This window comes from Bacillus salipaludis (assembly GCF_004358205.1).
Map to the genome: position 1 here is coordinate 63,339 of NZ_SMYO01000002.1, position 15,354 is coordinate 78,692.

At 38.6% G+C, this 15,354-nt stretch carries 13 protein-coding genes and 1 riboswitch; of the genes, 9 read left to right on the forward strand and 4 right to left on the reverse strand.

The window, feature by feature from the left end; all coding sequences use genetic code 11:
- Window positions 1-21 precede the first annotated feature (21 nt).
- Complete coding sequence (locus tag E2K98_RS03070) at window positions 22-681, forward strand: amino acid ABC transporter permease (RefSeq protein ID WP_133332829.1); 660 nt, start codon at window positions 22-24, stop codon at window positions 679-681.
- Window positions 674-1,396: an amino acid ABC transporter ATP-binding protein gene (locus E2K98_RS03075; protein WP_026573790.1), complete on the forward strand. Its 723-nt coding sequence runs from the start codon at window positions 674-676 to the stop codon at window positions 1,394-1,396. The genes E2K98_RS03070 and E2K98_RS03075 overlap by 8 nt, the downstream gene beginning before the upstream one ends.
- A 43-nt stretch (window positions 1,397-1,439) precedes the next feature.
- Here the strand turns inward: E2K98_RS03075 and E2K98_RS30725 are convergent, their stop codons facing one another.
- Window positions 1,440-1,580, reverse strand: coding sequence for a hypothetical protein (locus E2K98_RS30725; RefSeq protein ID WP_165976156.1), 141 nt, complete (start codon window positions 1,578-1,580; stop codon window positions 1,440-1,442).
- A gap of 142 nt (window positions 1,581-1,722) precedes the next feature.
- Window positions 1,723-2,610, reverse strand: a complete 888-nt coding sequence (locus tag E2K98_RS03080; RefSeq protein ID WP_133332830.1) for a DMT family transporter — start codon at window positions 2,608-2,610, stop codon at window positions 1,723-1,725.
- Window positions 2,611-2,836: 226 nt separating this feature from the next.
- Here E2K98_RS03080 and E2K98_RS03085 point away from each other — a divergent pair, with 226 nt between their 5' ends.
- The 4 genes from E2K98_RS03085 to queF all read left to right on the forward strand — a co-directional run bounded on the left by E2K98_RS03085 (window position 2,837) and on the right by queF (window position 8,337).
- Complete coding sequence (locus E2K98_RS03085) at window positions 2,837-4,474, forward strand: ATP-binding protein (RefSeq protein ID WP_133332831.1); 1,638 nt, start codon at window positions 2,837-2,839, stop codon at window positions 4,472-4,474.
- A 1,336-nt stretch (window positions 4,475-5,810) separates the two neighbouring features.
- On the forward strand, window positions 5,811-6,986 hold the full coding sequence (locus E2K98_RS03090) for a ParM/StbA family protein (protein WP_133332832.1): 1,176 nt from the start codon (window positions 5,811-5,813) through the stop codon (window positions 6,984-6,986).
- Window positions 6,987-7,000: 14 nt separating this feature from the next.
- Window positions 7,001-7,597 carry a hypothetical protein gene (locus E2K98_RS03095; protein ID WP_133332833.1) on the forward strand — a complete coding sequence of 199 codons (597 nt, stop codon included), beginning with the start codon at window positions 7,001-7,003 and terminating at the stop codon, window positions 7,595-7,597.
- A 115-nt stretch (window positions 7,598-7,712) separates the two neighbouring features.
- Window positions 7,713-7,759: riboswitch (PreQ1 riboswitch) on the forward strand.
- Window positions 7,760-7,836: 77 nt separating this feature from the next.
- Window positions 7,837-8,337: a preQ(1) synthase gene (gene queF, locus E2K98_RS03100; RefSeq protein ID WP_133332834.1), complete on the forward strand. Its 501-nt coding sequence runs from the start codon at window positions 7,837-7,839 to the stop codon at window positions 8,335-8,337.
- A 62-nt stretch (window positions 8,338-8,399) separates the two neighbouring features.
- On the opposite strand, the gene gdhA is transcribed toward queF, so the two are convergent.
- Window positions 8,400-9,779: an NADP-specific glutamate dehydrogenase gene (gene gdhA / locus E2K98_RS03105; protein WP_133332835.1), complete on the reverse strand. Its 1,380-nt coding sequence runs from the start codon at window positions 9,777-9,779 to the stop codon at window positions 8,400-8,402.
- 148 nt (window positions 9,780-9,927) lie between these two features.
- Here gdhA and E2K98_RS03110 point away from each other — a divergent pair, with 148 nt between their 5' ends.
- Window positions 9,928-10,833 (forward strand): LysR family transcriptional regulator, encoded by a 906-nt coding sequence (locus E2K98_RS03110; RefSeq protein ID WP_133332836.1) that lies wholly within the window; start codon window positions 9,928-9,930, stop codon window positions 10,831-10,833.
- A 41-nt stretch (window positions 10,834-10,874) separates the two neighbouring features.
- Here E2K98_RS03110 and E2K98_RS03115 read toward each other — a convergent pair whose 3' ends face one another.
- Complete coding sequence (locus E2K98_RS03115) at window positions 10,875-12,131, reverse strand: GGDEF domain-containing protein (protein WP_133332837.1); 1,257 nt, start codon at window positions 12,129-12,131, stop codon at window positions 10,875-10,877.
- A gap of 438 nt (window positions 12,132-12,569) precedes the next feature.
- On the opposite strand from E2K98_RS03115, the gene E2K98_RS03120 reads away from it, so the two are divergent.
- Together E2K98_RS03120 and E2K98_RS03125 are read left to right on the forward strand one after the other, a co-directional pair.
- Window positions 12,570-13,754: a carboxylate--amine ligase gene (locus tag E2K98_RS03120; RefSeq protein WP_133332838.1), complete on the forward strand. Its 1,185-nt coding sequence runs from the start codon at window positions 12,570-12,572 to the stop codon at window positions 13,752-13,754.
- A 114-nt stretch (window positions 13,755-13,868) separates the two neighbouring features.
- Complete coding sequence (locus tag E2K98_RS03125; RefSeq protein WP_133332839.1) at window positions 13,869-15,350, forward strand: UDP-N-acetylmuramoyl-L-alanyl-D-glutamate--2,6-diaminopimelate ligase; 1,482 nt, start codon at window positions 13,869-13,871, stop codon at window positions 15,348-15,350.
- The last annotated feature ends 4 nt before the right edge of the window (window positions 15,351-15,354 follow it).

Here is a 15,354-nt window from a genome sequence, read left to right on the forward strand (position 1 = left end):
TATTGAAGTGAGGTGTAAGGCATGAATTTGGATTTTAGCCAAATTGTGCCTTATATTCCTTTTATGTTAAAAGGAATATGGGAGACGCTTAAATTCGTTATTGTAGCGATTATTTTTGGTTTTGCACTTGGTACAGTTTTTGCACTGTTTAAAATTTCTCATATAAAGGCTTTAAATTGGATTGCAGGTATCTATACCTCGATTTTTCGTGGTACACCGTTAATTTTACAATTAATGATTATTTATTTTGCTGTTCCACAATTAACAGGTTATGATATCACTCCATTTTTATCCTCTATATTAGCTTTCGGTTTAAATTCAGCAGCCTATGTTTCGGAAATTATTCGGGCAGGAATACAAGCAGTAGATAAAGGTCAGACAGAGGCTGCGCAGGCACTTGGTGTTCCTTACCGTCTGATGATGAAGGATATTATTCTGCCCCAGGCGATGAAAAATATTTTACCGGCACTTATGAATGAATTTGTTTCCCTAACAAAGGAATCAGCACTTGTATCGACAATTGGTTATTTAGACCTTATGCGTCGTGCCCAAGTGGTTGGCGCAGATATTTATCGGAATTTTGAACCGCTTATATTTGTTGGTGTTATTTATTGGGTAATGGTCATGGTGCTGACAACGCTGGGCAAACGGGTTGAAAGAAGGTTGAAATACAGTGATTAAAGTAGAAAGCCTTTATAAGCAATTTGGCAATACAGAGGTCTTAAAAAATATTTCGACTACGATTGAACGTGGTGAGGTGGTTTCGATTATTGGACCTTCAGGGTCTGGGAAGTCGACCTTCCTCCGTTGCTTAAACTTGTTAGAAACACCAACAAAGGGAAAAGTGTTGGTGAATAACCAAGATATTACTGACCCAAAGACAAATATTATGAAGGTACGACAACAGATTGGGATGGTTTTTCAACACTTTTATTTGTTCCCACATAAGACAGTTTTGGATAATCTAACGTATGCCCCAATGAAGGTAAAAGGGGAATCCCGTGAGGTTGCTGAAAAAAAGGCACGGAATTTGTTAGCCAGCGTAGGGTTAACAGAAAAAGAATCAGCCTTTCCGAGTAATCTCTCCGGTGGTCAGAAACAGCGTGTAGCGATTGCTCGTGCACTGGCAATGGAACCGGAGTTAATGCTATTTGATGAGCCAACATCGGCACTGGATCCGGAAATGGTCAAGGAAGTTCTGAATGTTATGAAGGATCTTGCTCAGTCAGGAATGACGATGGCGATTGTTACGCATGAGATGGGGTTTGCAAGGGAAGTGGCTGACCGGGTTATCTTCTTGGATGAGGGGCAGCTGCTTGAAGAAGGTTCCCCACAGGAGTTTTTCAGTAATCCAAAGACAAGTAGAGCAAGGGATTTTCTAGAAAAAGTTTTGTAAAAATGGAATCAACTAAAAAATCACTACATCAAAAAGCCAGCCCTTATTCTTGGGCTGGCTTAAATTGTGGATTATTATTTTTCTGCAGGCTAGAAACGTATTCAAATAAATGTGTAATGTATCTTGTAAGCTCAAACCCTTCATCACTAGTAAAATCCGTTAGCAACAACCTATTTCCCTCCATCACCAATCCCCCCAATATATTGTCCTATCCACATTATTCCCAAACTACTACTCTCATATACAATGAAAATAAAAAAACAGTAATATAGGTGTGGAACAAGAAAAATCGGGAGGTGACAGGCACCCCCCGATTTTTGTCGAATTTACGCTGTTGCTTTCCGCTTATTCCCTAATACATTCACGACGATGACGCCGGAGATGACAATGATGCCGCCAAGGATGGTGAGGTTGCTGGGCCATTCTTTTAGCCAAATCCAAGCGACGATGAGGACGACGACTGGTTCAATGTAGAGCATGCTGGTTACGGAGCCGGCTTTTCCTGCTGATAGTGCAAGCGCCCATGTGACGTAACCGATGGCTGTTGGGAAAATTCCGATATAAATGGCTGATAGGTTTGCTTCTAATGTTGCATGCTGGAGGTCTTGGAAAAGTCCAGGCAGAAACAAAAGAAATGGGATTGTTCCAGCCCATGAAAAATAAGCTGTTAATTCAATGGAGCTATACCGGCGTAAAAGCGGCTTTTGAAATGCAAATAATACAGAGGTTGCTGCGGCTGCCATTATCACTAAAAAGGCCCCTTTAGAAATTGTTAAAGAAGGTCCTGCTGTTCCGATGGTAATTACAGCAATCCCAATAAAACCAATTGCTAATCCCAGCCAGCCGGCAAAACCCAAGCGCTCTTTTAATATAAACACGGCAATGAGTGCCGTAAAAATGGGTGCAGAGGCAACAAGCATCCCCGCGGTACCAGCCGAAACCGTTTGTTGGCCAAAGGTAACCCCAATATGATAGATGCTGATTCCAACCCATCCCAGTAATAAAATTCTTAATAGATCCTCTTTTCGCGGCAATCGGAATCTAACACCGGGAAGCAGCGCATAAATCGCAAACAACCCAGAAGCAATTAAGTAACGAATGAGAACTAGATGACCGGCAGAATAACCTCCATTCAAACCTGCACGGATTGCAGGAAATGTAGATCCCCAAATAGTGACTGTAATTAAGGCTAATACGAAAGCCCTGGTGTTCATATTCTCTCTCCCCCAAACATACATAATCACAAGATTATCACGGAAGTCGAATTGTTGCAATTTTTCGGCAGGGTGGAAAACATTTGTATATTGAATAGGTATATCTAATTAAAAAGTAAACGGAGGTAAAAGTTTACAAAGGCGATTTAGCTTATTTAATGGCGAATTTTCACGATATAATTGTATTTATAAAATTGTAAATATAAATCCGAAAGGACCAGTATCTATGTGGAAACGACATGTGAACGATTTACCTCTATATCGCAAAATCTTAATTTTTTCTTTTTTGATAACATTTATGGTAGTAGCGTCAACAGCAGGATTCACATTTTATTATGTAACGAAGCATTTAGCTAATCAACTTACTGAGCGGGCAGAAGGAATTGCTAGTCTCTGGAGTTATACGATTCCATCCGAGGACGTGCTTGATGCAATTCATTCCCAGGACCCGAATAATCCAAGCTTAAAAAAGCTGAATCATTTGGTTGGATTAGTGCGAGAAAGAAATGCAAAATATTTAGAGGGATATTTAATGGATTCAAGAGTTGAAAAAGGGAATAAATTACACTTTTTAGCTGTTACTGATGTGGACCGATTGGATGGAATCGAAAATTTTAGTTCTTATCAAGCAGGGGAAGAATTTTTTCAAGCTTTTGAACGGTCCATGAAAGAGAAGAAAGTAACTAGCAGCACTCTTTATCATGACCGTTACGGGGTTTGGATTACGGCCTTCAAGCCGATTACGGACCATAACGGCAAGGCGATTGCTGTACTTGCTGTAGATGTGGATGCTTCAGTAATTAGTCAATTTAAGGAGAAGATTGGAATCTACGTCCTTATCTCTTTAACCATTGTTACCATGTTAGTTTACTTTACATTAAGATGGGGGATTAGAAGGGCCCTTGCTCCGGTAAATGAAATTATTTTAGGAATAAATGCTGTTAGCTCAGGTGATTTTAATGTAAAGCTTAATATCTCCAGCCAATCGGATATGGTCAAGCTTGGCGAAAAATTTAACCATATGACTTCCCAGTTGACCGTTTTGTTTGAACGACTGGCGGATACCTATAAAGAATTTGGCTCTATTCCTAAAAACTTAGGCAGTGTTCATCGAGTTGAAGAAGCGATTGGCGAAATGGAAAAGATTATTGAAAAGACAAAAATTCAAAAAGAATTGCAGCGGGCAGAGAAAATGAATGCAATTGGTCAGCTGGCTGCATCGGTTGCTCATGAAATACGCAATCCCATGACCGTAGTGCGTGGATTCTTGCAGATTTTTTTAACAAAGGATCATTTAGACGAAACCGAATTAAGCTATATTCAATTAATGATTGATGAATTAAACCGGGCGGAGAAAATCATTAATGATTATCTTTCGCTGGCGAAACCGGACCTTGAACATGTTGAAAAGGTAGATATAAGCGATCTATCAAAAAAAGTTGCAGATTTAATGAACACCTTTGCCTTTATGTCAAAAAATATTTCCTTGAAAACTATTTTGGAAAAGGAAGTTCTGGTAAAGGGAAATCAAAGTGAATTAAAACAAGTCATAATCAATATTGTCAAAAACGGCATTGAGGCTATGAGGTCTGGCGGAGTTTTAACTCTGACTGTTAGGAAAAATAATCGATATGGAGAAATTGTGGTAACCGATACGGGGATTGGGATGTCCCCGGAAGAATTAGAAAGATTAGGAACCGCCTTTTATTCGTTAAAGGAAAAAGGAACCGGAATGGGACTAATGGTCTGCTATCAGATTGTGGAAAGAATGAAGGGCAGGATTGATGTGGAAAGTGAAAAGGGCGTAGGTACCACCTTTAATGTCTGCATCCCTCTATGGGAAGAGGAAAATGGAGAATATTAAACAACGAAGTAAGAGTTGGCAGCCGTTATTGGCTGTCTTTTTTTTGATTTTTTGCATGTTTACAAAAACGTTTGCTTGTGTACTTATTGTAAACATTTGTAGACAAATCTGTGTACATGTATACAAATACGTATACATGGCTGTGTGACAGTAAGTGTACGGATTTGTTTTCGTTGTTTACATAACATTAATTTTATCAAAAGACCTATTGGGACTATGAAGTATGGAGCGTAACGGAACTAATTAAATTACGGTAATGGCTTTGAGTAATGTATTGGAAAAGGTAATTCAGAAATAAAAGGACACCCTTCTATACCTTTAAGGATTAGGAACATGGATGTCCGCTATCAGTTTATGAAAGAATGAATTGCACAATTGATATAAAACGGGAAAAAGTTGTTAATACCATCTATAGAGACTACAGCACATTCTGGTTAGAGGGGATGTAATTTTAGTGGCAATCATATCAGGCTGTCATTTTATAGGGGATATCGTATGTTTACAAAATTGTTTGCTAGTGTACTATTTGTAAACAATTGTATACGATTTTGTTTACGTGTACTCAATAGTGTTTACATAGCTATGTAACTGGTATTTGTACGGATTAATTAACATTGTTTACAAGATATTACTTTTTACAATAGGTTATATTTTAACCTCATTGTTGGTATTGCCACTATGCTAATTGGAGCATTAAATGATTGGCAAGTTTAATAGAGCCTTTCAAAAATGATATTATGTCCATTAGGAGTGGTCTGTGTTGCCCCCTTACTGGCGTAAAAAATAATCGATAAAGAAACTGCATGAGGACGGATAAGAAAATAGAGGTGCCACCAAGGAAGAATAAGGCTTGGAAAAGCATTCTACTCTTTTATATACGTACTAGGCAGGAGGTGAATAGTTTGCTATCAGATTGTGTAAATGGTTTTGGTAATAACATTTTACACAATCTATATTCGCTCTGGTATGAGAAAACTTTCAATAATTATTAAAGATTGCCTTGCTAAGCTGTCGAACTCACTAGAATTTTGTATGTCTACAAAAGTGTTTACTTGTATACTATTTTGCAAACGAACGTATACGTATTTGTGGACATGTAAACAAATACGTATACACAGCTCTGCAATAGTATGTATACAAAGTTGTTACTGATGTTTACAAAAACGTGTACAAGCAAGTCTTGGTTTACAGGTTGTTTACAGGTTTACAGTTTTGTATCTTTTCACAAGATACTATTGAAGAATCTATGGTTCCCCTTTATCCTTTATATAGGCAAACTTGAAATACATACCTTTTCATAATACTAATCTATTAACCTATAAGGAGAGATAAACAGATGTCGAATGCTAGAATTGCTGCTGTGGATGTAGGAAATGATTCAATTAAGGCTATTTTTGGGGAATTAGATTTCCAATTAACGGTTCCCAACATTATTGCAAGGGATACAGAAGACCGCCCGGTAATCGGGATTGAAGAATTAGACAATAAAAACCCTCTTGATGGAATCCATATTAAGGTACACTCCCCTGCCCTGAAGGAAAACAACGCAATTTATCGTATCGGTAATTTAGCGACTAAAAGCAATAATGCTGCAGAATTAGATCCAGGCAGCAGCAAATCAGAGGAAGACCAAACATTAGTTATGCTGTTTGCAACACTAGCTTTAGATGCTGTAAGAGCAGAAAATGAAAAGATTTTTCCGCGTATGAAAAATGTGATTGATGCAAACTACAATCTTGGAACTGGTCTCCCCCTTCGTGAGGTGAAAGAGGGAAAGGATGTGGGCTACCGTTCTAAATTGATTGGTTCAGTCCATCAAGTAGAATTCCTCGTAACACCAAAATACCAAGGTTTAAAGGTAAATATTAAATTTAATGAAGTAAAGGTTTACCCAGAAGGCTTTGCCGCCTTTATTAACCTTGTTATGGATAATAATTTAAAAATTATCAATAAAGATTTAATTGATAAGAGAATACTAATTCAAGATATCGGAGGATTGTCGACAGATATTGCTGTCATCAAGAACCGTAATGTCGATGATGATAAGGCACAGGGTTTTAACCTCGGTGTGTCCGAATCATTGGAGTCGATTCGTGAGGAAATTCGGACAAAACATGGCGTTGAACTAGACAGCCGCCGCGATGTGGTTGAAATTATTACAAGAAAAAATGACCGCAATCACATTATGGTAAAAGGTAGCCGGACAAGTGTTCATGATATCACAGACCGCATTCTTGTCGAATTAGCCAAAAAGCAATACCGCTTATTGCGCAACGTTTGGCAAAGGAACTCACAAACCGAAATTTGCTATTTTGTTGGCGGGGGTTCAATTGTTCTAAAGGAATATATTAAAACCTTAAATAATCATTTAGATGGTTATAATATTGAATTTTTTGAAGATGAGAAAGAAAGTATTTGGATGATGGCAAATGCTTATTACAAGCTCATCACTGATTTTGTTAAAAAGAGCGAAAAGCCTAAAGTGGTTCAAGAGCCTGTTAAAAAAGCCTAAAATAGGGTGATCCTATGAAAAAGTCCACTTTAAGTGAAATTAAGAGGGGTCAAGCCATCTCCTTTCGTATCCCTTCGGATACACCCGATCATTTAGTTAAGCAACTGCAAAGTTTAAAGGAGACGGAGAGAAGAAACTTCTCAAGTAAAATCGCTGACTTTGTCATGCAGGGTGTGGCGAGTTCTTATGCAAGGGAGAAGGAAACCATCACGATTCCCCTCCCGCATAAGCTAAGTAAGTCACAGCGGGATTGGCTGAAGCATGAACATTCCCTTGCCCTAATGGGAAGCATTGTTTATCATCTATTATCTGACCCTGTAAGGTCAACCGCACTGCTTGCATCGTTAAATAGCAGCTCATTAGATATTGATGAGGCGTTGTACCTTCAGGAAGAACCAGAAGAGGTCATCTCTCCTGCCAGATCCGCTTTTCCAGTAATGGAAGAAACAGCAACTGCCTCGGAGTCAGACCTTGAAGATGACTTAAGCACATTTGATTGGGATAACATATCGCAAGGTCAACCGCACGACGCCAAAGAAGAAACAAAACAAGAAGTGGAGAGTAACCTGGACGACCTGCTCGGTGATTTCCTTGCGAGTATGAATAAATAATTCGACAAAATTCGGGTGGTGCCTGTCACCAGCCGAATTTTGTCGAACATCAATTTCCAGTTGACGTTTTTCCACATGTTCTTTATGATTAGGAAGAATTATATACTCGTGTTTGACGAGAGAGGTTCATAGCGGAAACCCTCTATAAAAAACTATGGATACATGACGATTATGCCATGTCCATATGGGACATGGCTTTTTTGTTTTTAATATTGATATTTTTTACAGGAGGTCTTTTTATGTCTGGCAGAAACCATGAAGAAGGTTTAAAGGATTTAACTTTATTAGGAAATCAGAATACACAGTATTCCTTTGAATATGCACCTGAAGTTTTAGAGGCAGTAGATAATCTCCATGTCGATCGGGATTACTTTGTGAAATTTAACTGTCCGGAGTTCACAAGTCTTTGTCCATTAACAAAGCAGCCCGATTTTGCAACCATGTATATTTCTTATATTCCAGATAAAAAAATCGTCGAAAGCAAATCATTGAAATTATACCTTTTCAGCTTCCGAAATCACGGTGATTTCCATGAGGACTGCGTCAATATAATTATGAACGACTTAATTAAGTTGCTTGATCCACGCTATATCGAGGTGTGGGGGAAATTCACACCGCGCGGCGGCATTTCGATTGATCCATGGTGCAATTATGGCAAACCAGGAACGAAATATGAAGAAATGGCTCAATTCCGCTTAATGAATCATGATCTATATCCGGAAAAAGTGGATAATCGATAAAACAAAGACAGTCACCAGTTTTAAAAGCTGGTGACTGTTTTTATTCATAGCTTCAGGTCGTTTTAAATACCATGTGCAATCATGGCGTCTGCTACTTTTATAAAACCTGCAATATTTGCACCGACAACCAAATTGCCTGGATAGCCGTATTCCTCTGATGCCTTTACACTGGTATGGTAAATATTGACCATAATCCTGTGCAGCTTTTGATCGACTTCTTCAAACGTCCATGCTAGACGTGCGCTGTTTTGCGACATTTCTAATGCAGAAACAGCTACACCGCCGGCATTTGCAGCCTTTGCCGGAGCGAAAAGAACATCATTTTGAAGGAATACATCAATCGCTGTAAGAGTCGATGGCATATTGGCTCCTTCACCGACTGCTTTAACACCATTGGAAACAAGAATGTTTGCAGAAACTTCATCGATTTCATTTTGTGTTGCACATGGTAAGGCAATATCACATGGTATTGACCAGATTCCATTGCAGCCCTCATAATAGTGGGCATGAGGGTGCACATTTACATATTCACTAATTCTTTTTCTTTCGACTTCTTTTAACTGTTTTACAGTTTCAAGGTTAATTCCGTTTTCATCATAAATATAGCCGCTCGAGTCGCTGCAGGCAACAATTTTTGCACCCAATTGTGAGGCTTTTTCCATTGCGTATATTGCAACATTTCCGGAGCCTGAAACAACAACTGTACTTCCGTTTAGGCAAAGACCACGGTCTTTCAACATTTCTTCTACAAAATAAACCAACCCGTAGCCTGTTGCTTCTGTACGCGCTAAACTTCCGCCATATCCAAGACCTTTACCGGTTAAGACACCTGCCTCAAAGCCGCCGCGAATTTTTTTATACTGGCCAAAAAGGTAGCCGATTTCTCTTGCGCCAACGCCGATATCACCTGCCGGAACATCTACATCCGGCCCGATATGCCGATAAAGTTCAGTCATAAAACTTTGGGTAAAACGCATGATTTCTCCGTCAGACTTACCCTTAGTGTCAAAATCTGAGCCGCCTTTCCCTCCGCCAATAGGCAAACTGGTTAAGGAATTTTTAAGAATTTGCTCAAAGCCTAAGAATTTAATAATACTGGCATTTACGGAAGGATGAAAACGCAATCCGCCCTTATAAGGGCCGATGGTATTGTTAAACTGAACTCGGAAACCTCGGTTTACTTGGACTTTTCCTTTATCGTCAACCCATGGAACCCGAAAACTAATCGTGCGGTCAGGTTCAACCAGTCTTTCAAGAATGCCATGCTGCATGTATTTTGGATATTTTGCGAAAACAGGAATAAGTGATTCTGTGATTTCCTTTACCGCTTGATGAAACTCATCTTCATTTGGATTTCGCTTTTTTACCATTTCAAATACTTCTTTAACATATTCTTTTGCCAATAGGAGTTCTACCTGATTGACCTCTTCAATTGCTGCCATTCCTTTTCTCCCCTACCCCAATTTTTCTTTTTATTTTTTAAATTATTGGAATTATTATTATAAAATATTTTATAATGGAGAAATAATCGAATCAATATAAATAATAGATTAGAATCATGCTGAATTGAGATGAATGGTGGTTAGTGCTGTGGAATTAAGGCAAATACAGTATTTTATCGAAGTTGCAAAGCGTGAACATATGACAGAGGCTGCGCAGAAATTAAATGTCGCACAGTCCGCAATAAGCCGGCAAATTGTTAATTTAGAATCAGAGCTTGGGGTTGACTTGTTTTTCCGAGAAGGCAGGAATGTTCGATTAACGCCAATAGGGAAAATATTTCTTGAACATATGGAACAGGCATTAAAGGTGATTGAAAATGGGCTGAGAGAGGTTGAAGAGTATCTTGACCCGGAAAATGGGGTCATTCGAATTGGTTTTCCCAGCAGCCTTGCAGCCCATACACTGCCAACTGCCATATCGGCTTTTCGCGAACGCTATCCACTAGTGAAATTCCACCTGCGGCAAAGCTCCTACCATTCTTTAATTGATGGAGTGATCAAAGGTGATATTGATATGGCCTTAATTGGCCCGGTACCAAAACATGAGGCGAAAGTACAGGGAAGCACCTTATTCACGGATAGTATTGTTGCACTTTTGCCGGTGGATCATCGTCTTGCAGGGCAGCGTACTTTGAAGCTAAATCAACTGCGGGAGGAATCATTTGTTTTGTTCCCTCCGAAATTTATCTTAAATGAAATCATTGTAAATGCGTGCAGACAGCTAGGGTTTGAGCCAAAGGTGTCATTTGAAGGAGAGGATATTGATGCAATTAAAGGCTTAGTTTCTGCTGGTTTGGGAGTGACGTTGATTCCTGAGATTACATTAGTGGACAGCCTGCCGCGCGGAACAGTTAAAATTCCCGTGATGGAACCGTCAGTGACTCGTTCCGTTGGGGTCATCATCCCCCGTGACCGTGACTTACTTCCAACAGAGAAATTGTTTTATGAGTTTTTAAAGGAATTTTTCTCGATGTTGGAAGGATATCAAAACTAAAAAAGACCCTGTACCAAATTAATTGGCCAGGGTCTTCCTTTTTATACAAGCTGGTGGTTTGTTTCGCTTACTTTTGCTCCATTCGCCGACGATAAACGGTTTCTGCCTAACTGTTTCGACTGCAGCAGCAATTGATCAGCATACACATATCCTTTTTCCATTGAGACTATTTCATTTACTTTAAAGAAATACAGTCCAAATGAAGAGGTATAGTGTATCGTGGCTGTTTCGCCCTTATACTCAACATTAACTTCACTAGTTTCAAGGCTCTGCAGGATGGTTTCAACTAAAGCGGCACATTGTTCAAAATGCCGATGCCGAAGAAACAACGTAAATTCTTCTCCGCCGCTCCGAAACAAATAATCGTCCATCAAAATATAGCTTTTTAATGTGGCTGCAAAATGCTGAATAACCTGATCACCGACAGCATGGTTATAGTTATCATTAATTTGCTTAAACTTATCAATATCAGCGACAACAATTCCGAGATATTCACCAGTTTGATTCAATTCCTCCATCTTTTTGTCCATAAAGGCCCGGTTAAACACCCCAGTCAAAAAGTCGGTATAGGCCATTTGCTCAAACCGATCCCGTTCAATCTTATTTTGAATATGTTGTGATTTTGAAACGAAGGAAAGGCTAACTAGATAATTAAGAATAAACAGACTGATCAGCATCTCCCATTTTTGTTCCTGGAGAAATAGAAATAATAGACCGTTTGTGAACGATAATTTCCCCATATCAAGCACGCTTCTGCTTTTGAAAAAATCGATCGCTTCCTTGCCCGTCTTAATATCGCCTAGGAAATAGAAGATTAAAATGAGATAAAGATCAGACAGGACTGAGGTAACTGTTACGAGTAAAAACATTAAAATCCAAAAGCCGAATGGGACTCCCTGAAATTTTGGATAGTAAGTATGAAATAAATAAAAAGCAATTGAATTATTCAATACAAAAGCACCGATATTATAAAATGTATCGGTAAATTCATGGGGATCGGCTGTTTTAGTTATTTTCTTATAAAAAAAGACAATAAAGCGATAAAAGGTTTCAAAAATAAACAACCCTAGTGGGCCGGTAAATAATCCAATCGATAAGCTATAGGAAATTCCATAATCAACGGATGTACTTCCATTTTTGCTTGTAATCCGCAGGTGATGATAGAGGCAGGAAAATAACAAATACAAAAGGAAAGCCTTCATGTAGAGGTTATTTTCAATGCTAATAGGTCTGGAGCCTATTGCGGCAGCCAATGAAGCAAAAAATAGTAAAAACGTTAAGATATTGGCCTTTAACATCGTAATTTGCTTCCCCTTCCCCAGACTATATCTCCCATTTTACCGTAAATCACCTTAGGGTGCATAAGTATTTTCAGATAAATCAAACTTTCAATTTGTGGAATATATCCAAAAGCCATTCATATATATTGACGGTGCGTGCCGCCAATATATAGTCGGAATATTAATACGAATAATGGTTCTAGGCATGATTATTGTGCTATGATTAGTGCTAATCTTTATTTTAAGGATTTTTCCTAAATAATTACAATTCTATTTTAGTTAAATTACTTTATAATAATGGAGTAACGTCATATAATATAGATGCTAAATTTTTCGAGCGTTTTTGCAAAAAGAATTATAAATCTTGTAATCTACCTCCAGATAGTGTTGATATAAATCGAATATTGTAGAATGTGAGAACGGACTAGGGAACGAAGGAATGAGGAGATGGAAAAAGTGAGTAATAAGGCAGTCATTTTGGGGTGTAACTATTATATCGGATTAAGTGTCATCCGCTGCTTGGGTGTGCACGGGATCCAAACAGTTGCGGTTGATTATTCAGAGGAAAATACGTATGGAGCGAAATCGAAATATACATCAGAGCGGCTGATTGCTCCTCATTATAAAAATGAATCGAAACAATTCATTCAGTTTTTAATTGATTACGCGAAAAAACAAAGTGCGAAACCGGTGTTATTTCCATGTCATGATTCCTATTTGGAAGTCATTGATGAATACTTAGATGAAATCAGAAAATACTACTTGATCCCGCAGACGGAACAAGGCTTATATACGAAGGCCATGAATAAAGAAGTATTGCACCGTATTGCAATGGAAAAAGGTGTGAATGTACCGGAAACGGTTCGGGTAAACGAAGAAAATCTTTTTGAAAAAGTAGAAAGCATCTTGAAATACCCATGTATCGTAAAACCAACCGATTCCCCTACCTTCGTGGCCAAATTTAGAAGGAAACTTTTTAAGGTCCATAATCGTCAAGAATTACAGGAAGCATTGGCCAAAGCAGAAGAAGCGGGCTTAGAAGTCATTATACAAAGAATTATTCCAGGATTCGATGATCATATGCACACCTTTGATGCGTATTTAAACCAGGATTCGAAGGTGTCCCACTGGGCAACCTTCCAAAAGTTCCGCCAGTATCCGATCAATTTTGGCGCATCTGTTTATACCGGCCAAAAATATATTCCGGAGCTGTATGAAATTGGCGGGAAATTTTTAGAGGAAATCGGCTGGAAGGGGTTTGCCGAAATTGAATTTAAAAAGGATGCCAATACAGGCAAGTTTTATTTAATTGAAATCAATGCACGTACGACAAATTTTAATACGTTAATTAATAAAATTGGCTTGAATATGCCATACATTGCCTACCGCGAGCTAACCGGCAATCCACTGCCGCCTAAGGCAATCAAAGAAAATACCGGTCAGGTTTTCTGGTATGGCTATGAAGATATGCTTGCTGTGAAGGATTATATTAAAACAGGACAGTTGACCGTCCCGCAGGTTGTGAAATCGCTGTTTAAAAAACATGCCTACGCAATTTGGGATTGGAAGGATCCAAAACCAGGGATTTCTTATGCGGGAATCATAGCCGGTAAATTTACGAAGAAATTTTTGAAAAAGTAAGCAAGGTGATTGGAGCGGAAATCAACACAATCAAAAAACTGGACCTTATTTGGTCCAGTTCATCTTTTTATTGTTTTTCTTAAAACTTACTAGAATAAAAATGGAGTTGATTACATGTTATTAACGGATGTTGTTAAAGACCTTGAATTTGAACCAATTAAGGGAGAATTAGACAGGGAAGTAAACTCCATTGCCTATGATTCTAGGGAAGTAGTGGAAAATGGTCTCTTTGTAGCGATTTCTGGTTTTAAGGTCGATGGCCACCAATTTATTGAAAAAGCAATTGAAATGGGTGCGACAACTATCATTGTAGAAAAGGATATTTGGGTTGAGGACTATGTAACCATCTTAAAGGTGGCAGACTCCCGCAAGGCGTTAGCCAGAGTTTCAGCTAACTTTTACAATAATCCAACAGAAAAATTAAATTTAATTGGGATTACGGGAACGAACGGAAAAACCTCGATTACCTATTTTCTGAAATCCATTTTTGAAGAAGCTAAAAAATCAGTAGGGCTTATTGGTACAATTGGAACGGTCATTGACAATAAACTCATGAAGAATCAAAATACAACACCGGAGTCGTTAAACCTGCAAAAAATCTTTACCGATATGGTTGAAGCTGGTACGGATGATTGCATTATGGAGGTCTCCTCCCATGCGCTCAGCCTAAACAGGGTTGCCTATAGCAACTTTAATACAGGGATTTTCACCAATCTTACCCCAGATCATTTAGAGCTGCACCATAATATGGAAGATTATTTCCAAGCGAAGGCTCTTTTATTTGATATGACGCAGGATTACAATATCATCAATAACGATGACCCTTATGGAAAGCGGCTCATTGATAAAATAAAGGATTATGATACGACCCTGATGACGTATGGAATGGATTCCGATGCCGATATCTATGCATCTGATATTCGCTATTTTGCTGACTATACTCTTTATACTGCCAATACCCCAAGAGGAAACATCGAAGTTAGAGTGAACATTCCCGGGGATATTTATGTGTATAACAGTTTAGCTGCGATTGCTTGTGCGTACTGTCACAAGATTGATCTGCAAACTATTCAAAAGGGAATCCGCAACCTTGAAGGGATTAAAGGCCGGATGGAAGTGGTCTTTAAGGACAAGGATTATAAAATCGTAATTGATTTTGCTCATACAGAAGATGGATTGGAAAAGGCCCTCACATCCCTTAGACCTTACACAAAAGGCAAATTAATTGTGGTCTTTGGTGTCTATGCGCCTGATAGTGAAATTGGTAGATTGAAGCGTAAGGCGATGGGTAAAACAGCGGCCAAATTTGCTGATTTAGCCATTGTCACTTCCGATAATCCAAAGGATTTAGATCCAAATTTCATTATTGACGAAATTGTGGAAGCAGTTGAGGAAGAGAATGGAAACTATAAAGTTTTTGTTGACCGTTTAGAAGCTATTCAATATGCGATTCATGTCAGCACGGAAGAAGATACGATCCTCATTGCCGGAAAAGGACATGAAACGGCCCAAATCGTCGGCAAAAAGGAAATTCCTTTTAATGAAGCGGAAATTGTAAAGGAAACGTTAAAGAATCGTAAACTATTAGTGTTTTAATAGA

What these genes read in the sequence shown, in the direction of transcription:
- queF (WP_133332834.1), top strand. Translation starts at nt 7,837, where the DNA reads ATGTCTGGCAGAAACCATGAAGAAGGTTTAAAGGATTTAACTTTATTA.
- gdhA (WP_133332835.1), bottom strand. Translation starts at nt 9,779, where the DNA reads ATGGCAGCAATTGAAGAGGTCAATCAGGTAGAACTCCTATTGGCAAAA.
- E2K98_RS03085 (WP_133332831.1), top strand. Translation starts at nt 2,837, where the DNA reads ATGTGGAAACGACATGTGAACGATTTACCTCTATATCGCAAAATCTTA.
- E2K98_RS03090 (WP_133332832.1), top strand. Translation starts at nt 5,811, where the DNA reads ATGTCGAATGCTAGAATTGCTGCTGTGGATGTAGGAAATGATTCAATT.
- E2K98_RS03080 (WP_133332830.1), bottom strand. Translation starts at nt 2,610, where the DNA reads ATGAACACCAGGGCTTTCGTATTAGCCTTAATTACAGTCACTATTTGG.
- E2K98_RS03125 (WP_133332839.1), top strand. Translation starts at nt 13,869, where the DNA reads ATGTTATTAACGGATGTTGTTAAAGACCTTGAATTTGAACCAATTAAG.
- E2K98_RS30725 (WP_165976156.1), bottom strand. Translation starts at nt 1,580, where the DNA reads ATGGAGGGAAATAGGTTGTTGCTAACGGATTTTACTAGTGATGAAGGG.
- E2K98_RS03095 (WP_133332833.1), top strand. Translation starts at nt 7,001, where the DNA reads ATGAAAAAGTCCACTTTAAGTGAAATTAAGAGGGGTCAAGCCATCTCC.
- E2K98_RS03115 (WP_133332837.1), bottom strand. Translation starts at nt 12,131, where the DNA reads ATGTTAAAGGCCAATATCTTAACGTTTTTACTATTTTTTGCTTCATTG.
- E2K98_RS03070 (WP_133332829.1), top strand. Translation starts at nt 22, where the DNA reads ATGAATTTGGATTTTAGCCAAATTGTGCCTTATATTCCTTTTATGTTA.